General features: G+C 34.1%; 24 protein-coding genes. All 24 read right to left on the bottom strand.

The features are described 5' to 3' along the window. Nucleotide 1 precedes the first annotated feature (1 nt). The 24 genes from rsfS to HMPREF2580_RS05590 all read right to left on the bottom strand — a co-directional run bounded on the left by rsfS (nt 2) and on the right by HMPREF2580_RS05590 (nt 22,182). Complete coding sequence (rsfS, locus tag HMPREF2580_RS05705) at nt 2–355, bottom strand: ribosome silencing factor (RefSeq protein ID WP_002443183.1); 354 nt, start codon at nt 353–355, stop codon at nt 2–4. After that, nucleotides 356–940: a bis(5'-nucleosyl)-tetraphosphatase (symmetrical) YqeK gene (yqeK, locus tag HMPREF2580_RS05700; protein WP_002443185.1), complete on the bottom strand. Its 585-nt coding sequence runs from the start codon at nt 938–940 to the stop codon at nt 356–358. Next, nucleotides 927–1,499, bottom strand: coding sequence for a nicotinate-nucleotide adenylyltransferase (locus tag HMPREF2580_RS05695; RefSeq protein WP_002443187.1), 573 nt, complete (start codon nt 1,497–1,499; stop codon nt 927–929). The genes yqeK and HMPREF2580_RS05695 overlap by 14 nt, the downstream gene beginning before the upstream one ends. Continuing rightward, a complete protein-coding gene (yhbY, locus tag HMPREF2580_RS05690) occupies nt 1,499–1,789 on the bottom strand; it encodes a ribosome assembly RNA-binding protein YhbY (RefSeq protein ID WP_002443189.1) in 291 nt (96 codons plus the stop codon). The genes HMPREF2580_RS05695 and yhbY overlap by 1 nt, the downstream gene beginning before the upstream one ends. Further along, nucleotides 1,783–2,598, bottom strand: a complete 816-nt coding sequence (gene aroE / locus HMPREF2580_RS05685; RefSeq protein ID WP_070831044.1) for a shikimate dehydrogenase — start codon at nt 2,596–2,598, stop codon at nt 1,783–1,785. Before aroE ends, yhbY begins: the two co-directional genes overlap by 7 nt. Nucleotides 2,599–2,612: 14 nt before the next feature. After that, nucleotides 2,613–3,713, bottom strand: coding sequence for a ribosome biogenesis GTPase YqeH (yqeH, locus tag HMPREF2580_RS05680; protein ID WP_002443194.1), 1,101 nt, complete (start codon nt 3,711–3,713; stop codon nt 2,613–2,615). After that, nucleotides 3,714–4,241 (bottom strand): YqeG family HAD IIIA-type phosphatase, encoded by a 528-nt coding sequence (locus HMPREF2580_RS05675; RefSeq protein WP_044466731.1) that lies wholly within the window; start codon nt 4,239–4,241, stop codon nt 3,714–3,716. A 22-nt stretch (nt 4,242–4,263) separates the two neighbouring features. Then, nucleotides 4,264–4,950 carry a 5'-methylthioadenosine/S-adenosylhomocysteine nucleosidase gene (gene mtnN, locus HMPREF2580_RS05670; RefSeq protein ID WP_070831041.1) on the bottom strand — a complete coding sequence of 229 codons (687 nt, stop codon included), beginning with the start codon at nt 4,948–4,950 and terminating at the stop codon, nt 4,264–4,266. A 305-nt stretch (nt 4,951–5,255) separates the two neighbouring features. Beyond that, nucleotides 5,256–6,512, bottom strand: coding sequence for an NRAMP family divalent metal transporter (locus tag HMPREF2580_RS05665; RefSeq protein WP_070831038.1), 1,257 nt, complete (start codon nt 6,510–6,512; stop codon nt 5,256–5,258). A 12-nt stretch (nt 6,513–6,524) separates the two neighbouring features. After that, nucleotides 6,525–7,277, bottom strand: a complete 753-nt coding sequence (gene pxpA / locus HMPREF2580_RS05660) for a 5-oxoprolinase subunit PxpA (protein WP_002443202.1) — start codon at nt 7,275–7,277, stop codon at nt 6,525–6,527. After that, nucleotides 7,277–8,638, bottom strand: coding sequence for an acetyl-CoA carboxylase biotin carboxylase subunit (locus tag HMPREF2580_RS05655; protein ID WP_070831035.1), 1,362 nt, complete (start codon nt 8,636–8,638; stop codon nt 7,277–7,279). The genes pxpA and HMPREF2580_RS05655 overlap by 1 nt, the downstream gene beginning before the upstream one ends. 14 nt (nt 8,639–8,652) lie before the next feature. Next, the gene (locus tag HMPREF2580_RS05650; protein WP_070831032.1) at nt 8,653–9,102 is read right to left on the bottom strand and encodes an acetyl-CoA carboxylase biotin carboxyl carrier protein; all 450 of its coding nucleotides are present in this window, start codon (nt 9,100–9,102) and stop codon (nt 8,653–8,655) included. Between the two features lie 2 nt (nt 9,103–9,104). Next, nucleotides 9,105–10,109: a 5-oxoprolinase subunit C family protein gene (locus tag HMPREF2580_RS05645; protein WP_070831029.1), complete on the bottom strand. Its 1,005-nt coding sequence runs from the start codon at nt 10,107–10,109 to the stop codon at nt 9,105–9,107. After that, nucleotides 10,099–10,830: a 5-oxoprolinase subunit PxpB gene (gene pxpB, locus HMPREF2580_RS05640; protein ID WP_070831026.1), complete on the bottom strand. Its 732-nt coding sequence runs from the start codon at nt 10,828–10,830 to the stop codon at nt 10,099–10,101. Before pxpB ends, HMPREF2580_RS05645 begins: the two co-directional genes overlap by 11 nt. Before the next feature lie 463 nt (nt 10,831–11,293). Beyond that, nucleotides 11,294–11,770 (bottom strand): transcription elongation factor GreA, encoded by a 477-nt coding sequence (gene greA, locus HMPREF2580_RS05635; RefSeq protein WP_002443210.1) that lies wholly within the window; start codon nt 11,768–11,770, stop codon nt 11,294–11,296. Between the two features lie 28 nt (nt 11,771–11,798). Continuing rightward, entirely contained in the window at nt 11,799–12,422 is a 624-nt protein-coding gene (udk, locus tag HMPREF2580_RS05630) for a uridine kinase (protein WP_002443212.1), read from the bottom strand. Nucleotide 12,423: 1 nt separating this feature from the next. Next, nucleotides 12,424–13,692 carry a peptidase U32 family protein gene (locus tag HMPREF2580_RS05625; RefSeq protein ID WP_070831023.1) on the bottom strand — a complete coding sequence of 423 codons (1,269 nt, stop codon included), beginning with the start codon at nt 13,690–13,692 and terminating at the stop codon, nt 12,424–12,426. 18 nt (nt 13,693–13,710) lie between these two features. Further along, nucleotides 13,711–14,634 (bottom strand): peptidase U32 family protein, encoded by a 924-nt coding sequence (locus HMPREF2580_RS05620; protein ID WP_070831019.1) that lies wholly within the window; start codon nt 14,632–14,634, stop codon nt 13,711–13,713. A 2-nt stretch (nt 14,635–14,636) separates the two neighbouring features. Further along, nucleotides 14,637–15,272 carry an O-methyltransferase gene (locus tag HMPREF2580_RS05615; RefSeq protein WP_070831016.1) on the bottom strand — a complete coding sequence of 212 codons (636 nt, stop codon included), beginning with the start codon at nt 15,270–15,272 and terminating at the stop codon, nt 14,637–14,639. Nucleotides 15,273–15,657: 385 nt separating this feature from the next. Next, nucleotides 15,658–15,984 (bottom strand): DUF1292 domain-containing protein, encoded by a 327-nt coding sequence (locus HMPREF2580_RS05610; RefSeq protein WP_002443216.1) that lies wholly within the window; start codon nt 15,982–15,984, stop codon nt 15,658–15,660. A gap of 13 nt (nt 15,985–15,997) precedes the next feature. Beyond that, nucleotides 15,998–16,426 (bottom strand): Holliday junction resolvase RuvX, encoded by a 429-nt coding sequence (gene ruvX / locus HMPREF2580_RS05605; RefSeq protein ID WP_002443217.1) that lies wholly within the window; start codon nt 16,424–16,426, stop codon nt 15,998–16,000. Between the two features lie 2 nt (nt 16,427–16,428). Continuing rightward, entirely contained in the window at nt 16,429–16,689 is a 261-nt protein-coding gene (locus HMPREF2580_RS05600) for an IreB family regulatory phosphoprotein (RefSeq protein WP_070831012.1), read from the bottom strand. A 63-nt stretch (nt 16,690–16,752) separates the two neighbouring features. Next, nucleotides 16,753–19,383, bottom strand: coding sequence for an alanine--tRNA ligase (gene alaS, locus HMPREF2580_RS05595; RefSeq protein WP_070831009.1), 2,631 nt, complete (start codon nt 19,381–19,383; stop codon nt 16,753–16,755). 348 nt (nt 19,384–19,731) lie between these two features. After that, nucleotides 19,732–22,182, bottom strand: coding sequence for an SF1B family DNA helicase RecD2 (locus HMPREF2580_RS05590; RefSeq protein WP_070831006.1), 2,451 nt, complete (start codon nt 22,180–22,182; stop codon nt 19,732–19,734). Nucleotide 22,183: the final 1 nt, after the last annotated feature.

Here is a 22,183-nt window from a genome sequence, read left to right as displayed (position 1 = left end):
TTTAAAAGACAGCCTGACCATATGATTCAACTGGAGCATCTTGATATAATTTCTCGATATTGTAATAATTTCTTTCGTCTTTGTGGAAAATATGAACTACAACATTGGCTAAATCAATAAGTACCCATCTTGCATCGTTATATCCTTCCATACGCTTTACATCAATATTTTGCTCATGAACAGCTTCTTTAACAGCTCTAGCAATAGATTGAACTTGACGTTCATTATTACCATGACACACAACAAAGTAGTCAGTCATATCACTGATACCTTGCATGTTAAGAGAAATTACATCTTCAGCTTTTTTGTTTTCTGTCGCTTCGACAGCAATATTTAATAATTCTTCTGAACTCATTTAATCATCCTTTATTCTTTCGTCACTATAATTATAATAATTCAAGCATGCAATCGTAGTGCCATATACCGTAATATCTTTACCAATTAAAAATAAAACTGTACGCTTAGAAATTTCATAAATTGTTTTATCTAAGCTACCTTGATTGTATGCCATATCTCTAATTTCTTCAACTCCGGGGGTCTTTCTGCCGGGTTCAATATAATCTGCAATAAAAATTAACTTCTCAGTTTTAGTCATTTGTTGACGACCAGTTGTATGATATTTAATAGCTAATAAGACTTCTTCGTCCTTGATATGATAGTCATGTTCCATTATTGCAGCACACACTGGACCATGGAGTATTTCATTTCCGTAACTAAGTAAATCACTCTCTAACTCGCATTGTCTAACAATCTGATACATTTTACTTAAATCATCATATTTGCAATAATCATGCAGTACACCAGCCAATTCAGCTTTCTCTTTATCACCGTCATAAATCTCTGCTAATTTCACTGCTGTTTCTGCTACTCTTAAGGAATGATTATAGCGCTTTTCTGGTAGCTTATCTTTAACGAGTGCTTTAGCTTCATTTATATCCATAAAATCCTTCCTCCTGTATATACTTTTCTACCTTTTTAGGGACTAAAACTTGTATCGTTTGCTTATTTTTAATACGATTTCGTACCATAGATGAACTTATATCTATACGGGGAATTTTAATCGATATCATACCATTTTCTACTTCTTGATATGCCTTATCACGATTTACAATCACAAAGGTAATCATTTTCTTTAACTTTTCAATATTATACCACTGATCTAATTGCTCATATTGGTCTGTACCAATGACAAAGTAGAATTCATCATTAGGCTGTGATTGCTTTAATTCTGCTAAAGTATCATATGTGTAACTTTGGCCTTTTCTTTCTAACTCAGCCGTACAAATATTACCAAAGCCTAAATCTTCTATTACAAGCTCAATCATTTTCATTCGATAGGATGAATCTAGAAAATCATCATGTTCTTTCAAAGGTGCCATATAGCTCGGTAAAAAGTAGAACGCATCTGGCTGCAATTGATGATATATCTCACTAGCTACTACCATATGAGCGGTATGAATCGGGTTAAATTGACCGCCGTACAACACAATTTTAGCCATTAAGGTAACGTAATTTCTTTGTTCTCTTCAGATTCTCTATACAGTACAATCATTGACCCGATTACTTGTACTAATTCACTTTTAGTCGCTTCACTTAGCGCTCTAGCTAATTCATTTTTATCGTCAAAATTATTTTGAAGCACATGAATTTTAATGAGTTCTCTATTCTCTAACGTTTCATCAATTTGATTAATCATATTTTCATTAATTCCACCTTTTCCTATTTGGAAAGTTGGATCTGTATTATGCGCTAAACTACGTAAATATCTTTTCTGTTTTCCAGTTAACATGATCTATCTCCTTTCAATTTATCTAGAACTGTCTGTTTCATCGTTTGGATATCAGGCATTTGATTCGTCCATATTTTAAAACTTTCAGCACCTTGATATACAAACATATCTAAACCATTATATATAGGATTGCCTTTATTTTCAGCTTCTTCTAAAATAGGAGTTCTATATGGAATATAGACAATATCGCTAACAAGTGCATTTGTATTTAGATTTTTCAAATTTAAAACACTTTCTTTATTTTCAGCCATACCCGCAGGTGTTGTATTAATAATAATATCAAATTCATCTAAATAGCTTTCTGCGTCTTCTAAAGAAATTGCATTAATATCAAGTTTCCAATCGTTGAAACGTGACATAGTGCGATTTGCAACAGTTAATTTAGGATTCACAAATTTTGCTAATTCATTTGCAATACCCTTACTTGCTCCGCCTGCGCCTAAAATTAATATATAAGCACTTTCTAAATCATCATATACTTGTCTTAAACCTGTGACATAACCTATGCCATCAGTATTGTACCCTATCCATTTACCTTCTTTGATTAAAACAGTGTTAACGGCTCCAACAGTTTTGGATTGTTCATCTATTTCATCCAAATAAGGTAGGATTCGTTCTTTATGTGGAATTGTGATATTAAATCCATTGAGCCCCTTTTCTGTAATGATTTCTTTAATCAAATGAAAATCTTCAATAGGTATATCTAATGCTTCATAAGTGTAATCTAATCCTAACTTAGTAAAGTTAGCATTATGCATTACAGGAGATAAAGAATGAGATATAGGATGTCCAATTACAGCAAATTTCATTCTTCTCACTCCTTTTATAAAATAGAATTTCTTAATATTACATCAACATTTTTAGGGACGCGTACAATCACTTTTGCACCTTCATCAATTGTAATGAAACCTAATCCTGAAATCATAACGTCACGTTTTGCTTTTCCTGTTTCAAGTCTAACGGCCTTTACATTATTTAAATCAAAGTTCTCAGCGTTATGCGGTGGCGTTAAAACTGAACCTAATTGTGATTTCCAAAGCTCATTTGCCTTTTCGGTTTTAGTTCTATGAATATTTAAATCATTAGAGAAGAAACATATTAAAGGTCTTTTACCTCCAGAAACATAATCAATTCTCGCTAAACCACCAAAGAATAGTGTTTGACCTTCATTTAATTGATAAACACGTTGTTTAATTTCCTTTTTAGGCATAATGGTTTTTAATTCTTTTTCAGAAACATAATGTGTCATTTGATGTTCTTGAATAATTCCTGGTGTATCATACATAAATGTTGTTTCATCTAGTGGAATATCAATCATATCTAATGTTGTACCTGGGAAACGTGAAGTTGTTACGACGTCCTTTTCACCAACACTTATTTCGATCAATTTATTAATTAAGGTTGATTTACCTACATTCGTTGTTCCTACTATATAGACATCTTCATTATTTCTATATTGATTAATCGATTGTAATAATTCTTCGATGCCCCAACCTTTGTCTGCAGAGATGAGCACTACATCTTCGGCTTCAAGGCCATACTTTCGAGCAGATTTCTTCAACCATTCTTTCACACGACGTTTATTAATTTGTTTAGGAAGAAGATCAAGTTTGTTTGCTGCTAAAATAATTTTTTTATTTCCAACAATTCGCTTAATCGCGTTAATGAATGATCCCTCGAAATCAAATACATCGACGACATTAACAACGATACCTTTTTGATCTGACAATCCTGTTAATAAATTTAAGAAGTCTTCACTATCCATTCCAACGTCTTGCACTTCGTTGTAATTCTTTAACCTAAAGCATCTTTGGCAAATGACATCTTCACGAAACATATTATGTTCAGGTACATATCCTGGTGCGTTTTTATCTTCAGATTGTAGCGGTGCACCACAACCAATACATTTTAGTGTTTCACTCAATCAATTTTCCTCCCATTTGATATAACCTTTTTTTCTGAAATGATTCAACAAACGTCTTTCGATGAGACGATTGAATTTCGTTATAAATCCATCTGTTCGTTTAACCGGAACAACCATGATAGTATAAAGTCCATTACGATTACCACCAAAAACATCAGTCAACATTTGATCTCCTATGACTACTGTCTCTTTTGCTTGAATATTCATTTGTTTGATGGCTTTTTTAAATGCTTTGCCCATAGGCTTTCGCGCCTTGAAAATGAAATCTACTTCTAAATCTTTTGAAAAACTAGATACACGTTCTTCATTATTATTTGAAACTATCGTTACAGTGATTCCTAATTTTCGAGCTTTTGCAAACCACTCTTTAATTCTTTCGGTAGGTTCTTTAACATCCCACCCCACAAGTGTGTTATCCAAATCAGTTATAATACCTTTGACTCCATTACTAGCTAATTTCTCAATATCTATTTCAAACACAGATTGTACATATGCATTGGGCATAAATAAATTTTTAACAATTCCCATTTTATATTTTCACCTTTACTTTTTATAATGATTTAACTAATAATTCAACTGTTTCACTAGATGAAACTGCAGCTTTTCCTAAGAATTCTTCAAAAGAGATTTCCGCTTCTCCATTAGCTAAATCTGATACTGCTCGTGTCACAATGAATGGAACTTTAAATTGATAACATGTTTGAGCGATGGCAGTAGCTTCCATCTCAACTGCCATTGCTTTTGGAAATTGAGATTTAATTTTACGGCGTTGTTCAACACTTCCGATAAAACTATCACCACTAACAATTAAACCTACTTTGCCATTTAAATCTTGTTGTTTAAGTATGGATATCGTCTTATCTAATAACTTAGTACTAGATTCGTAATGCTTAGGCATTTGAGGAATTTGTCCATAATCATAGCCGAATGCAGTTGCGTCTGCGTCATGATAGGTTACCGTATCACTTACAAGTACATCTCCTACAGATAAGCTTTCATCTAATGCACCGGCCGATCCAGTATTTATGATAATGTCTGGATTAAATTTTTCTATTAATAAAGTTGTTGAAATAGAAGCATTTACTTTGCCAATTCCACTTTGAGTTAATACTATGTCTTTATTGTTAAGCGTTCCTGTATAAAATTTTACATGAGCGACGTTAATTTCACTTAAGTCGACAATTTTATCTTTAAGAATTGTCACTTCTTCTTCCATTGCTCCGATAATACCTATCATTTCTTTTTACACCTCTTTTATAAAGTCCTAGCATTGGTATTTTATCACATTTTAAAAGTCATCACGATAGAGATAAATCATTTCTCAAATAGGAGGTCGGGATAAAAGTGTTTAGGATTTGAGCAGAACCGAACGATGAGCAAAATTGTTTCTCAAATTTTGTCGAATTGTGAGTGTTACTGCCGAAAATCCTGCTTTTGGGACGCCGTTAATCGGTTTCCCAGAGCATAAAATATAAAGTTCCCAGTCTCTTCATTTTCACAAAAAAATACTCCACACCATAAAGATGTGAAGTATGTATATTATTAACCTTTCCAAAGGCTAGCTAAATCTTGTAGTGAAAAAATTCCTGTGATAATTGTTACGATAACTGCAACAATACCAAATACAAGCATCCAAGTAGGATGTTTGTAATCACCAACGATTGATTTCTTACAACTTGCGATTAAAATGGCACCTAAAGTAATTGGTAAAATCCAACCGTTAATTGCGCCTGCAATAATTAATAAGCTCACTGGCTTACCGATAAATAAGAAAATCAATGTTGAAATTACGATAAATACAATTACAATTAAATTATTTTTATTGAATAAAGACTTATGAAGTGTCTTTAAAAATGTTGCACTTGTGTACGCTGAACCAATCACTGAAGACATTGCGGCAGCAAAAATAACTACACCGAAAATATTCTTACCAATTGGTCCTATTGCATGTTCAAATACTGATGCTGGTGGATTATCTGAACTTAATGTCACACCAGTCACGACTACACCTAACACTGCTAAGAAAAGTAAAGTTCTCATAATACCAGTTGTCAAAATTCCAGCAATAGCAGAACGATTGACGAATGGTAAAAATTCTTTCCCTTTCATGCCTGAATCGAGTAGTCTGTGTGCACCTGCAAATGTTATATAACCACCTACAGTTCCACCTACTAAAGTAATAATTGGTAAAATTAATTTAATAGGATGTTCTGGAGCAAAAGTATGAACTAATGCATCGCCATACGGAGGGTTAGAAACAACCATAACATACGCAACGACTAAAATCATCACGACCCCTAAAATCATAGATACAACGTCCATAATCTTTTGACCACTTTTACTTATAAAAATTAAAATTGAGAAAATAGCAGTAATCGCTGCGCCCCATTTGATATCCAAGCCAAACATTGCGTTTAGACCTAGACCTGCACCTGCAATATTACCTATATTAAATGCTAATCCACCAAATGCAATTAAAATGGAAATAATGGTTCCTAGACCTGGAACAACTTTATTTGAAACTTCCTGTCCGCGTAACCCAGTAACTACAAGTACGCGCCAAATATTAATTTGAGCCCCTATATCAATTAATATTGAAATTAAAATTGCAAATGCGAAACTCGCATAAAATTCTGCAGTAAATACGGCTGTTTGGGTAAGGAAAGCAGGGCCGATTGCTGAAGTGGCCATTAAAAATACTGAACCGTATAATAAACGTCTATGACTTTTATTAAATTTGAATTCTTTTTTTGTCTGATTCGTGTCTTGCTTAGTACTTTGTTTTAAATTTTCTCCCATCGCTGGTACCCCCTATAAGGATTGAATATCAATGCCTTCTTTCGTTAATTTTTTTCTAATTTGAGTTACAAACTCTAGTGCGTGTTCGCCATCACCGTGTACACAAATGGTATCTGCTTTTAAGTCTATTTCTTTGCCATTTTTACTAATGACTTTGTTTTCAGTTACCATTTTTAATACTTGTTGTAGTGCTTCATCTGTATTGCTAATCGTTGCATCTGGCTCTTTTCGGCTTACAAGTTGTCCGTCGTCTTCGTAACGTCTATCTGCGAAAACTTCTGAAGCCACTTTTAAACCAACTGCTTCAGCTTCAGTAATTAATAACGTATTAGATAAACCTACAAATACAAGTTCTGAATCAAAATCGTAAACCGCTTGTGCAATGGCATGTGCGATTTTAGAATCTCTTGCACCCATTTGATAAAGTGCGCCATGAGGTTTCACATGATTTATTTTCACACCATGAACCTTGCAAAAGCCATTTAGAGCGCCTAATTGGTAAATAACTAAATTATAGATTTCTTTTGGAGCAATATCCATTGTTCGGCGTCCAAATCCTTGTAAATCTGGTAATCCTGGGTGTGCGCCTATACCAATATTATTTTCCTTTGCGAGTTGAATCGTTTCATTCATTACATTTTCATCACCAGCGTGAAATCCACAAGCAATATTAGCTGATGTAATTAAAGGTATAATATCCTTATCTCCGCCGAATGAATAATTACCAAAAGCTTCACCTAAATCACAATTCAAATCAATTTGCATTATAGTTCCACCCCTTTAATAATTTGGTGTTTCTCTAAGAATTTAATATCTACATCTCTTGCATCGCCCTCAGCATACAATGGATAACTTAATACTGCATATAAGAAATCCGCTGTAGTTGTAAATCCTTCGATAACCATCTCATCTAGAGCCACTTTTAATTTATTAATTGCTGTTTGTCTATTTGAGTCTTTTACAATGACTTTAGCAACTAAAGAATCATAATACGGTGAGACCTGATATCCAGAATATAATAAAGAATCAACTCGAATATTAAAACCTTGTGGTAAATGTAATTTTTTTACTTTACCAGGCGTAGGTTGGAATTTCTTTTCAGGATTTTCCGCATTAATACGTGCTTCAATAACGTGACCATTAAAAACAATATCTTCTTGTTGGAATGGTAATTCATCATGTTGCAATAAGTAAAGTTGAGCTTGTAATAAATCTCTATCAGCACGCATTTCAGTAACGGTATGTTCAACTTGTATACGCGCATTCATTTCTATGAAATAGTGTGCGTCTTCCGTAACTAGAAATTCAATGGTTCCTGCGCTTCGATAATTTGATGCTCTAGCTACTTTAACAGCGTCGTTACATATTTGCTCTCTTCTTTCTTCAGATAGAGCAGAACATGGTGATTCTTCAATAAGTTTTTGATTTTTACGTTGAACTGAACAATCACGTTCACCTAAATGGACATAATTATCTTTTCCATCGCCAATGACTTGAACTTCAACGTGTTTCGCAACTGGTATAAAGGCTTCTACATAGACACGATCATCGTTAAAATATTTTTGTCCTTCACTTTTAGCTTCTTTTAAAGATTTCTCCAACTGTTCCGGTTCTTTAACGATTCGAATACCTTTACCGCCGCCCCCACTAGCAGCTTTAAGAACGACGGGATAACCTATATCTTCAGCGAGTTCTTTAATTTCTTCAACATTTTGAACTTCATCAGTTGAACCAGGAATGACTGGGACACCAGCTGCATCTACAGTTTGACGTGCTGTGATTTTATCTCCCATCAATTCCATCGTTTTCTTGTTCGGTCCGATAAAGTGGATGTCATTATCTTCAACAGCTTCTGCAAACGTAGTTGATTCAGATAAGAAACCATAACCAGGATGAATCGCATTCGCACCAGTCACTTCTGCAGCGGAAATAATGCGATCAATATTTAAATAACTATCTAGAGGGTTAGCTTCGCCGATACATATGGCTTGATCTGCTAAACTTACGTGTAGACTATCTTCATCGCCTTTCGCATAGATAGCAACAGTTTCAATCTGCATTTCTCTGCACGCTCGGATAATCCTTACGGCAATTTCCCCTCTGTTTGCAATCAAACAACGATACATAAGTTCATACCCCCTTACTTCACTTTAACTAGTACTTGATCATATTCGACATTTGTACCATGTTCAACTACGATTTCAGAAACCTCTCCACTTACATCACTTGTTACTTCGTTCATTACTTTCATTGCTTCGATGTAACCAATCACATCACCTTCATTAACTTGGTCGCCCACTTCAATTTGAGGATCAGTTAATTCTTTACTGTCTTGTAAAAAGAATGTACCTACCATTGTAGATTTGATTTCTTTAGCATCTGATGATGATTGGCTTTCAGCTTGTGAAGATGATGGTTGTGCATTTGTATTTTCACCAGCTTGTACACTAGGTGTTTGAGGTACAGCTTGTGTAGCAGTCCCTTCAGTAAAATCAAGTTCGATTTCGTTTTCAAAATCTTTATATTTAAATTTTTTAACATCATTTGATTTTACTAGATTTATAATTTCTTCAATTCTATCTAAATTCATTTTTAATTATCCTCCTTGATAAGTGATGCTAATTTTTTAGAAGTAGCTCTCACATTATCTAAATTAAATAGTGGTTGTTCTGTAACATTTTTAATTAATTCTTTAAAAGTCTGCTCGAATTCTTGTAATTGTTGTGTTGCTTCTTCTACTGATATCCATTCAAAGTGGATTGTTTCACCAGGTTTAAGTTGCGCTAACTTTTTCAAATCGAGCTGTGTCACAGTAGCAATTTTAGTGTATCCGCCTACAGTTTGTTTATCATTTAAGAGAATGATAGGATTACCGTCATTAGGAACTTGAATACTTCCCAAAGCAACAGGTTCAGAAATGATATCAGCTGTGTCCTTAGGAGCGACAGATGGCCCATTTAATCTGTATCCCATACGATCAGATTGATCAGAAATTTTAAATTCTGATTCAACAAATGTCGTTACTGCTTCTTCAGAAAATGAATCAAACTGTGGGCCTTTAATCACATGAATGACATTATCTTCTGGTAAGGCTTGATAATCTACAGCTTTACCTAAATTTTCTTTAAAATATTCATTGGATTGAGTAGGAATAACATCATCTTTTTTAAGCGCACGACCTTGAAAACCACCTAGTCCACTTCTCGTATGTGTAGAGTAACTATCAGCAATTTTCTCTATGTTTAATGGATTACCAAAAACAAGATAGCCTCTTGCGCCCTCACTAATCTGGCCGATTTCCAACACATCATTTTGTTTTACCTCATAAACAGCTTGAGTGTCTATAGGTTTGTCATTTAATTTTGCGTTTGAAGTGCCACCAATAATAGTAAACGTGTTATCACTTAAAAAGTGTATTTTAGGTCCTATTACTGTATATTCAATTGCTGGACCTTCGTTGCCAATAAGTGTTTGTGCGACTTTCAAACTGTATTGGTCTAGTGCACCAGCTCCTGAAAAACCTAAATCCTGATAACCTATTCGTCCTTCGTCTTGAATCGTTGTAAATAAGCCAGGTTGTAATATTTTAATACTCATCTTGATATGTCACCCACTTATCTATATCAAAATTTCCATTACGGATGTCCTCAGAAAGTTGATCGTATTCTTCTTGATCGATTTCATAAAACTGAATGTAATCACCGGCCTCATACATTGTCATAGGTTCTCGATTTAAATCAAAAACTTTTAATGGTGTACGTCCAATGATTTGCCATCCACCAGGAGAGTCCATAGGATAAAGACCTGTTTGATTGTTGGCAATGCCTACTGATCCAGCTTCAATTTTAAGTCTTGGTTCTGAACGTCTAGGTGTATGCAATTTCTTATCTAGTCCTCCTAGATATGGAAAGCCAGGCATAAAGCCTAGCATGTATATGAGATACGGTTGCTGAGTATGTATTTGTACAACTTCTTTCTCAGATAATTGATTATGTTCTGCAACTTCTTCTAAATCAGGACCGTAATCATTACCATAAAGTACAGGTATTTTAATAATACGTTGATGACTTTGATGTGCTTCATCTTTATTTTGTAAACGGTTAAGTTCTAAATTTTCTAACAATTCATTTCCTTTGATTTTTGTATTATCAAAATAAATAAGAATTGCTCGATAAGATGGAATAATTTCAGTTATTTCAGGATGTGATTGTTCTTTTATGTATTCGACTGTTGCTCGAACTTGCTCATATGTTTGTTCACTTATTTCATTATTGAAATATATCATTACAGTTTGTTCGTTGATTAATTGTGTTTCCAACTTTAAAATCCCTCCCCTTTGAAATTTTTAAGGATTTATTTGCTGTAACTATTTAATTGTATCATTGCATTAGAAGATTTGCTTAATAATTAATTCAAATAGTTTGTAATAACCAATAATAATTTGAATTAAAGCATTTTTACTTTGCCAAAATATTGCATCTTCATATCAAAAAAATTACTAATTTTTATTTAATCATACATATTATTTTTTGTCATCGCATATATGCTTAATGACAAAAGTATTTTATCCTATCATTTTTTAAATAAACTTCTTTATATTTACGAAAGTACCTTTTAAGATAAAATTCCATCAATAATACTATAAAGAATGAGCGAAGACATGAAAGTTCATTCTTAAGAATCGATATCATGTCCCCGCTCTAATAATAAGGATAATTAATATTGAAATAAGTTAATCTCAATACAATTTGTATTAAATTTTCTTATCTATATATTGTTCATTATTTAATATCAACGATTTTAACGTTGATTTCTCCACCATTTGGTAGTGGCACGCGTACTTCATCATTTAAACCTTTACCGATAAGCGCATTTGCCATTGGAGATTCATTAGAAATTTTACCTTTAAAGGCATCTGCTTCAGCAGAACCTACAATTTGGTAACTTTCTTCTTCATCGCCTGGGAGCTCGATGAAAGTAACCGTTTTACCAATTTGAACAACATTGTTATCACCGTTATCTTCAATGATAAGCGCATTTCTAATCATGTGCTCAATACGTTGGATATCTTGTTCGATGAAACCTTGTTCGTCTTTAGCTGCATCATACTCAGAGTTCTCTGATAAGTCACCGAAAGAACGAGCAACTTTAATTTTTTCTACTACTTCAGGTCTTTTAACTGTCTTTAATTCTTCTAATTCTTGTTCAAGTTGTTCATAACCCTCTTGAGTCATTGGATATTGTTTTTGGTTTTCCATAATGTCATCTTCCTTTACTATTAAGTTACTATTTTTTGCTAACGAGTGATTGAATTTTTGTAGTCATAATATCTATTGCGACCTTATTACTTCCACCTTCAGGAATAATAATATCTGCATGTTTTTTCGTTGGTTCGATAAATTGTTCATGCATAGGTCTGACCACATTTAAATATTGATTAATGACAGATTCCATAGATCGACCTCGCTCTTTTGTATCACGAGTTAATCTACGTAAAATTCTTAAATCTGCATCTGTATCAACATAAATTTTTACATCCATCATATCTCGTAAAGTTTTGTTTTCTAAAGCAAAGATACCTTCTACGATAATAACATCTTTTGGTTCAAATGCAATCGTTTCCTTACTTCGTGTATGATTTGCATAATCATAAGTAGGTACTTCTACTGCTATACCATTTCGTAAATCTTTAAGATTCTGAATAAGTAAATCATTATCGAACGCAAATGGATGATCATAGTTCGTCTCAAGTCTTTCTTCAAATGTTAAATGAGACTGGTCTTTATAATAGTAATCTTGGGCTAAAAGTGCAACACTATGCCCTTCTAATTCCTTCATGATTTCATTTGTGACCGTTGTTTTGCCGGAACCAGAACCGCCAGCAATACCTATAATAGTAGTTTGATTCATACTAGCCGATTTCCTTTCTCATCATGTTATTTGCATAAATAGGTTGATCGACTTTAATTTGAACAATTTGTAATGGGTGTCTAGCAGCATCTAAATTATTACCTTCCTCATCATAAATTGCTTCAACAACTTGTTTAAAACTTTCAATTTCTGGACCGAAAAATTCTATTTCTTGGCCTGGTTTAAAGTGATTTCGTTGTTGAATTGTCGCTAGTTGAGTTTGTTCGTCATAATCAAGTACAAGTCCACAGAAGTCGTATGCTGATTTCTTAGATTGTGCTTCGCCAAACATTTGCTCTTCATATCCAGGCGTACCTTGGAAGAATGCTGGAGCGGTATCGCGGTTCGCACATTTTTCTAGTTCTTTGAGCCACTCTGGTTTAATTTTGAAGTTTTGTGGATCTTCCGCATATGCATCTATAACTTTACGATACACTGAAACGACTGTTGCAATGTAATGGATAGATTTCATTCGACCTTCGATTTTTAAAGAATCGATGCCAAGTTCCATCATTTGTGGGATAGATTCTATTAATTTTAAATCTTTAGGACTCATAGCAAATGGAATCACGTCGCCATCTTCATAATACAAATCAAGTTCACCGTCATCATCCACTTGTAGCAAATCATAATCCCAACGACAACTTTGACAACAACCGCCACGGTTTGAATCACGCGCTGTCATATGATTACTTAATGTGCAACGACCTGAATATGCTATACACATTGCTCCATGAATGAAAGCTTCTATCTCAATATCAACTTTCTCTTTCATCTCTTTCATTTCCATTGCGCCTGTTTCTCGGGCTAATACGACACGGTCTAGCCCTTCTTCTTTCCAAAATTCAACTGCCTTGTAGTTTGAAAGTGATTGTTGTGTTGATAGATGAATTTCTAAACGGGGTGCGACTTCTTTACATGTTTCAATAATAAGTGGATCAGCAACAATAATTCCAGTTGCGCCAGTAGCATCTAATTCACGTAGATAATCTTCTAAACCGTCAATATTCTCATCATGTGCAATTATATTGGTAGTCACGTAAATTTTAGCACCATAACGGTTCGCAAAAGCCACACCTTCTGCAATTTCTTCCATAGTGAAATTATCTGCATTTGAGCGTAAACCGTACTCTTGACCACCTAGAAATACTGCGTCAGCACCATAGTGTACCGCAATTTTAAGTTTCTCTAAGTTACCAGCTGGTGCGAGTAATTCCGGCTTTTTCATTTTGGTTTTTGAACTTGATTGAACTTCTTCTAAAGTTTTCATTTGTAATGATAAGCCTCCCTAATATACCGTTTGCTTATATAAGAAACCTTCGTCAAATGGACGATGTTCAGGTTGAATCTCCTCAATAGGATCAACTAACATGAATTTTTCATCTTCATAAGCTTCTGGATCTTCGTTATATAATTCAATAGCTTCTCTATATTGTTCTGTAACCACATTGATATACGCTTCACTTTGTAAAACACCATCAATTTTAAACGCATCAATACCTGCTTCAAAGAATGGTTCTAATTCTTCAATTAAGCATATATCATTTGGAGACATAATGTGCGTACCATTATAATCTTCGAATACAGGATATTTATTGTCGCGTTCTTCATCATATAGTAGTAAATCATTCTGCGATTCGTTACGTTGAATTTTCATCTGTCTATCTTGAAAAGTATAATAATTACCTAAAAGCATGCGTTTAGATTGGAACATACATGTCATTCCATGCACTTGTACTTCTATTTCAACATTGGCGTTTTCTTTAATATTGATGATTTCATCTAAACTCAATTCTCTAGCGAGTACCGCTCTTGATGCGCCCTTCTTACCCCAATAATTACATTGGAAATAGTTAGTCACAAGTGTTTCAGCATCCCAATGAAGAGGGATCGGATGAGCTTGCTTTTTAACAAACATCACGACAGCAGGATCTCCAAATATAATTCGATCTACACCTATGTCATGTAAAAATTGTATGTAGTCTTCTAAAGCATCCAAATGATAATTATGGAAAAGCCCATTAACAGCAGCGTAAACTTTCTTATTGTGATGATGTGCGAGTTGAACAGCTTCTTTCATCATCTCTCGATTAAATTCTCCCGGAAGTCTTAAACCAAATTTTTGTTCACCAATAACAAATGCGTCTGCACCTTTCTCTATTAGTGTTTCCATATGAGTTATTGACTTAGGAGTAACTAATAATTCAACCATAGTCATTCTCCTTTAATTGATATTGCCAAACCATCGTCCATATTTAAAAAGTTCGTCGTATATCCTGGTTGATCCATTAACCATTGATTATATTGTTGTACCTTTTTGACCATTTGTCGTACATTTCTTGACCGTACGATATCAATATTTGAAACAAATCCATGATATAACACATTGTCAGTTACTACGAGCCCACCTTTTCTTAATAAAGGTGTGTATAACTCGAAAAATTTTTTTGATTGTGCTTTTGCAGCATCAATAAATATCATATCATATAGTCTATCACTGACACTGTCATACGTGTCGAGCGCATCACCTTCAATTAATCTAATTTGTTCTTCGTAATGATATTCTTGAAAATGATGTCTCGCTTGTGCCAGCATATCTTCGTTGCGTTCAATTGTAGTGACCTCTATATCACTAGCCACTGAAGCAAATTGCATAGAACTATAACCGATAGCTGTACCGATTTCTAAAATTTGTTTAGTATGATTCATACGAATTAATTGTTTAATCATATCTAAAGTGAGTTTGTCTACAATCGGAACTTGATTGTCTTCAGCGTAAGATCTTAAATTCTCAATATTTGTATCTAATCTTTGATGTAATTGAGTTAAATAATCTTGGTTTAAATCCATTTAAAATAACTTCCTTTACAGTGATGACTACAATGATTTGTAGACATAAAATAAATCAGTCGAACATTGATTATATCTTAATCAATAAGTATGACTGATTTCTAGAATGGTGCTTCTATATCTTTCATATTTAGAAGTAAATAATCGTTTCATAGAAATTAACTTTACATATTTTACCATAAATTACTCATAAATATAAGAGATAAATAAGTATTAAGGGAGTATAACTAAAATATCATTCAGCTAAAATTAATTTCGTGGGCCAACCCATCAAGGATGACGTATTGAATATAAAAAGAGCAGTAAGAAGATTTCAAATTGAAACCATCTTACTGCTATCATTTTCAGGGGATAATCTCCCCAGCTGTGCTACCATTTAAATCAATTATTCATTGATTTCTGTATTAACTACCTCTTCGATCATATCCCATTCCTCATCTGTTTCGATTGGTACTAATTTACCGCCATCTCCAGATTCGTCAGGTTCGTTAATCATTGGTACAAGTTCAATCATATCATCTTCGTCTGATTGTGCACCTTCTTCAGCTAATACAACATATTCTTTTTTGAATTCAGGATGATAAAATTCTAACATTTTACGGTATAAAACTTCATTGCCATCTTCATCGAATAAAGTTAATAATTCTTCCTCGTTGTTAATGTTTAAATCAGAATCATGATTGTGTTCATGGTTATGGTTATGTTCAGTCATTTTTATATCTCCTTTATTGGATAGAGTCTAAATAGCCTTGTAATATAAACACAGCTGCCATTTTATCTATTACTTTTTTACGTTTTTGTCTAGAAACATCCGCTTCTAAAAGCGAGCGTTCAGCAGCCATTGTGCTTAATCGTTCATCCCACATAATTATTTCTATGGATGGTAAGGCTTCTTGAAGCTTCTCCTTGTATTGTAACGAAGCCTCACCACGAAATCCAATAGAATTATTCATATTCTTTGGTAAACCGATGACGACGGTGCCTACTTGGTTATCTTGAATAATTTCTACTAACTTTTCTATACCTAATTCATTTTGTTCTTCGTTGATTCGGAGTGTGTCTAAACCTTGGGCAGTCCATCCCATTAGGTCACTTATAGCAATGCCAACAGTTTTGCTTCCCACGTCTAAGCCAATAATTTTATGTTTTAACATATTTATTGGTCAGACTCTTTTAAATAAAAAGAGACAAGCTCTTCCATAATAACATCTCTATCAATATGGCGAATTTGGTTTCTTGCTTCATTTTGGCGTGGAATGTAAGCCGGATCACCAGAAAGCAAATAACCTACTATTTGATTTACGGCATTATATCCTCTTTCTTCCAATGTACGGTGTACATTTTTAAGTACTGCTTTGACATCTTCTTTCGGAATTTCTTCATAGTCAAATTTCATTGTTTTATCAAAATTTTCCATACGTGACACTCCTTTTTATGCGTATTATCATTCATTATAATTCTACAATATTATGAAATTAAGTTATAGATTTTTAATATAATCTTTAATAAAGCGTAATGCTTCTGTTATCTTCTCAGGTTGAGTGCCGCCACCTTGAGCCATGTCAGGGCGTCCGCCACCTTTTCCTCCTACTATTGGTGCCATATGTTTAATTAAGTCGCCAGCTTTAACTTGATCAGTTAATGACTTAGGCACAGTTGCAATGATTGACACTTTACCATCAACATTACTTGCTAATACGATAATCGCATCTTGTAATTTAGATTTGAAATCATCCATCGTTGAGCGAATTGCTTTTGCATTAGGAACGTCTACTTCAGTTGCTAACACTTTTAAATCATTGATAGTTTCTACTTGGTCCTCGATATTACCCATTTTAAGAGAAGTAATTTCTTTATTACGTTGTTCTAGTTGTTTTAGTAAGTTCTTCTCTTCTTCTTGTAACTGAGTAATCTTGCCAACAACTTGATCATCTGATTTAACTTTAACATTATTTTTAATTGTATTGAATTTAGATTGTATGTCTTCAAGGTATAAGAATGCTGATTTGCCAGTAAGTGCTTCAATACGTCTTACGCCTGCGCCAGTACCAGACTCACTTACTATTTTGAAAAGGCCTATTTCAGAGGTATTGTTTACATGTATACCTCCACATAATTCAATTGAAAATGGTGCCATGTTAACTACACGTACGATGTCGCCATATTTTTCTCCAAATAAAGCCATTGCACCCATTGATTTCGCTTCATCAATGCCCATTTCTTGTATGCGCACATCTATGCCTCTCCAAATTTCTTCATTCACTCTTCGTTCAACTTGATCGATTTCTTCTTGAGACATTGGACCAAAGTGTGAAAAGTCAAAACGTAATCGGTCAGCCTCTACTAATGAACCTGCTTGGTTGACATGATCTCCTAATACTTCTTTTAATGCTTGATGTAATAAGTGTGTGGCACTATGGTTCTTTTGAATAGCGCGACGTTCATCTTTATTGACACTTGCATCTACTTCTGCGCCAACTGTAGCTTGTCCAAATTGTACTGTACCTTTGTGAAGATTTTGTCCATTAGGTGCTTTAGTTACTTCTGTAACTGCAATTTCAAAATTTTCATTTCCTACTGTACCTTCATCGGCAACTTGACCACCACTTACCGCATAGAACGGCGTTTCTTTTAAAATAAAGTAAACTGTTTCACCCGCTTCAACTGATTCAACTTCTTCACCATTGTAAATAAGATGTGTGATAGTTGATTGATAATCAGTTGTTTCGTATCCGACGAATGTACTATCATCTGTAATGTTTTTAAGCACTTCACTTTGAATTTGCATTGATTGAGAATTTTGACGTGCTTGTCTTGCACGATCTCTTTGTTGTTGCATTTCATTTTCAAATGTAGCCATATCAACAGTTAATCCTTCTTGAGTGGCTAATTCTTCGGTTAATTCAACTGGGAAGCCATACGTATCATATAATTTGAAAGCATCTTCACCTTTAATCTCATGATTATCTTTCTTAGCTTTCTCGATGAATTGATTTAAAATCGCTAAGCCTTCTTCAAGCGTTTCATGGAATCGTTCTTCCTCAGATTTAATTACGCGTTTAATGAAATCCGCTTTTTCTTTTACATTTGGATAATATGGTTCCATAATCTCAGCTACAATATCTACGAGTTTATACATGAATGGTTCATTAATACCTAATGACTGGCTAAATCTTACGGCACGGCGTAATAATCGACGTAAAACGTAACCACGACCTTCATTTGCAGGTAATGCACCATCTGCAATCGCAAAGGCAATCGTTCTAATATGATCAGCGATTACTTTAAATGCAACATCTTGTTCATCGACTTCTAAGTATTTTTTACCTGAAATGTTTTCTACTTCGTTAATAATCGGCATAAATAGGTCAGTTTCGTAATTTGTTCTTACGTTTTGTGAGATTGAAGCCATACGTTCTAATCCCATGCCGGTATCAATATTTTTATTTGGAAGTGGTGTATACGTATGATCTTTATTATGATTAAATTCACTAAATACTAAATTCCATACTTCTAAATATCTTTCATTTTCTCCGCCTGGATACATCTCTTCTTCTGGATCATTTTGACCATAAGCTTCGCCACGATCATAGAAGATTTCAGTATTCGGTCCTGATGGTCCTTCACCTATATCCCAGAAGTTACCTTCAATTCGAATAATTCGACTTTCTTCTAATCCGATATCTTCATTCCAAATTTTATATGCACCTGTATCTTCAGGATGAATCGTTACATATAATTTTTCAGGTTCCATACCCATCCATTTATCACTAGTTAAGAATTCCCATGCAAATTCTATCGCTTCTTGTTTAAAGTAATCTCCAATTGAGAAGTTCCCTAACATTTCAAAGAAAGTATGATGACGTGCTGTGAAACCTACATTTTCAATGTCATTCGTACGAATTGCTTTTTGTGAATTGACAATTCTTGGTTTTCTTGGAGTTTCACGTCCATCAAAGTATTTCTTTAAGGTTGCCACACCTGAATTAATCCATAGTAATGAATCATCATCAATAGGTACTAATGGTGCAGAAGGTTCGACCATGTGACCTTTTTCAACGAAGAAATCTAAATATTTTTGTCTAATTTCACTTGCTTTTAAATTTTTCATTTAAAAAACACTCCCTTTTGGAATTTAGTATTTTGAAAAATAAAAGTATCAATTCAAAACGTAAATGTAGTACATCAATGAAAATAAAAACGTTCATCCACAAAGGGACGAACGTTCTCGCGGTACCACCCTAGTTATAAGGAATTTCGACAACATCAACCACTTAATAAAATGATGTGTATAATCGAATTACTTATCACTTATAGTTACGTATTCAAACTAACATAAAGTAGCGTTCAGTGACTTAGATTGCACTTCTCACCAACCAGTGCATCTCTATCAATCTTAAAGTCACTTACTCATCTCTATGTGAACTTAAGTATATTTTATTTATTTTCGTTAAGAATGTCAACGCTCTGCAAAGTCGTAAGGTGTCATTTCTCCCATATTTATCATAGGGTCTATTTTAAATATCGTCGATTCACTTAATATTATATCTTTTTCAGATTCATCTATGACCGCTTGTTCTTGTTCGTCCAACGTTTCATTGTTGATGGTTTTATTTTCAGTAGTTAAAATGTCAGCTGATTCATTATCAACTTGATGATTACCAAAATAAGAGGTAAGCAAGCCATTTAATTGGGTTAAACGTTCTTGGCCTTTTGTGTTCAAGCCAATTTCAAATGCTTGTGGATCACCCAGTAACACGAGTGATTGCTTGGCACGCGTCAAACCTGTGTATAGAATTGGACGCTGTAACATTCGGAAATATTGTTTAACAATAGGCATAATAACAATTGGGAATTCAGAACCTTGCGATTTATGAATAGATGTACAATAGGCGTGGGTCAATTCTAGTAAATCTTGTCGTGTGAACGTAATTTCGTTTCCTTCGAAATCGACGACTAAGACATCTTTATTTAGAGCATTCTCTTTTGCCCAGAAAATGCCTACAATTACACCAATATCCCCGTTGAAAATATTATCGTTCGGTCGATTCACTAATTGAAGTACTTTATCGCCTTTTCTGAAAACAACATCACCAAATTCAATTTCACGACTATCATCCTTTTTAGGATTTAAAATCGATTGTAATACTTGGTTAAGGCGTTTAATACCAGCATTCCCTTTATACATTGGCGCAAGGACTTGGATATCACTCATATTATAACCTTTACTCACTGCACTCTGAACAACTTTATCTACGACATCAGGTATCTGGTCAGAGGTGCAGTTAATAAAACTACGATCGTGAAACCGTTGAGTAATATCTATGGGCTCACCCATCTTCATCCGATGCGCTAAATCGATAATACTTGAGCCATCTTGTTGACGGTATACCTCAGTTAAATTGACTCGGGGGATTGTTTTAGAATCAATAAGATCTTTGAATACTTGACCTGGGCCGACTGAAGGAAGCTGATCTTCATCTCCAACAAATATGATTTGTGCATCTAATGGAACTGCGCTTAAAAATTGATGGAAAAGCCACGTATCAACCATAGACATTTCATCTATAATGATTAATCGTGCATTAATTTCATTGTCTAAAATATCTTCAGGTTGCGTCTCTTGATTCCATCCAATAAGTCGATGAATCGTCATCGCTTCTAGACCTGTCGATTCTTGAAGTCGTTTGGACGCACGTCCAGTTGGAGCAGCTAATACTACAGGGTAATCGTCTTCATTATAATCGTCATAATCTAAGGATAAACCATGAATTTCTGCATAAAGTTCAACAATCCCTTTGATAACAGTCGTTTTACCTGTACCTGGACCACCCGTTAGAAGCATTACTTTCGAATTCATTGCTGTTTCAAGTGCTTCTTTTTGTGATGCGGCATAATTTACTTTATTGTACGATTCTATTTCTCCAATATGCATTTGGAGATCAGATTGTTCGATTTCTTTTAATTTTGTTGTGTTTGTCTTAATTCGATATAAATTTTGGACACTTTTCAGTTCGGAATAATATAAGCTTGGTATGGATACTTGTTCATCACTCAGAATTAATTTTTTCTCTTCAGAAAGTTGCAATATCATTTCTTCAAGGGTTTCTCTAGCAATAGTTACTTCAGTACTATCGTTTAACATCTCTTGTGTCGTATCAATGACATATGAATTCGGAAGATAAGTGTGTCCCTGTTTGATACATTCTTCTTCAAGTATATATAACAAACCCGCTTTCAAACGTTCAGGTGAATTTGCAGCAATACCAATATTACGTGCAAGTTGGTCAGCTTTATTAAACCCGATTCCTTTAATATCATAAACGAGTTGATAAGGATTTTCGTCCAAAATTTTAAGCGTATCACTCATATAGAATTGATAGATTGCCATCGACAGTTTTGGACCGAAACCTAAATCATGTAATCGAATCATAATTTTCTCAGATTCTTGATTTGCACTAATTTGGTCAGCAATTTGCTGTTGCTTTTTCTTAGGCAAACTCGGCACCTTTTGCAAAATTTCAGGATGATTTAATATATCATTAATTGCGTTCTCTCCTAGTGCATTAACGATATTCTGTGCCGTTTTTTTGCCGATGCCTTTAAATAAATCACTAGATAAATAGCTCACTATTGCATCTTTTGTTTGAGGCAATTCCTTTTCAAAGGTTTCAGCTTTTAATTGTTTACCATACCGTGGATGCTCTACAACTTGCCCTTTAAAGGTGTACACGTCTCCTTCAACTACATTTGGAAGAAACCCTACAACTGTTGGCATGCTATCAAATGATTCATTTGTTTCAATAGTATCTACTTTAAGAACTGTATAGAAGTTATCATTATTTTGAAATAATATAGCATCTACTGTGCCTTTGATCATTGAATAATCAAATAGTGTAGGGTCAGACATG

The sequence above is a fragment of the Staphylococcus sp. HMSC036D05 genome, assembly GCF_001836225.1.
Lineage (GTDB): Bacteria > Bacillota > Bacilli > Staphylococcales > Staphylococcaceae > Staphylococcus > Staphylococcus caprae.
Note: the sequence above shows the minus strand (reverse complement) of the source record. Positions and strands in the feature narration are given on the sequence as shown.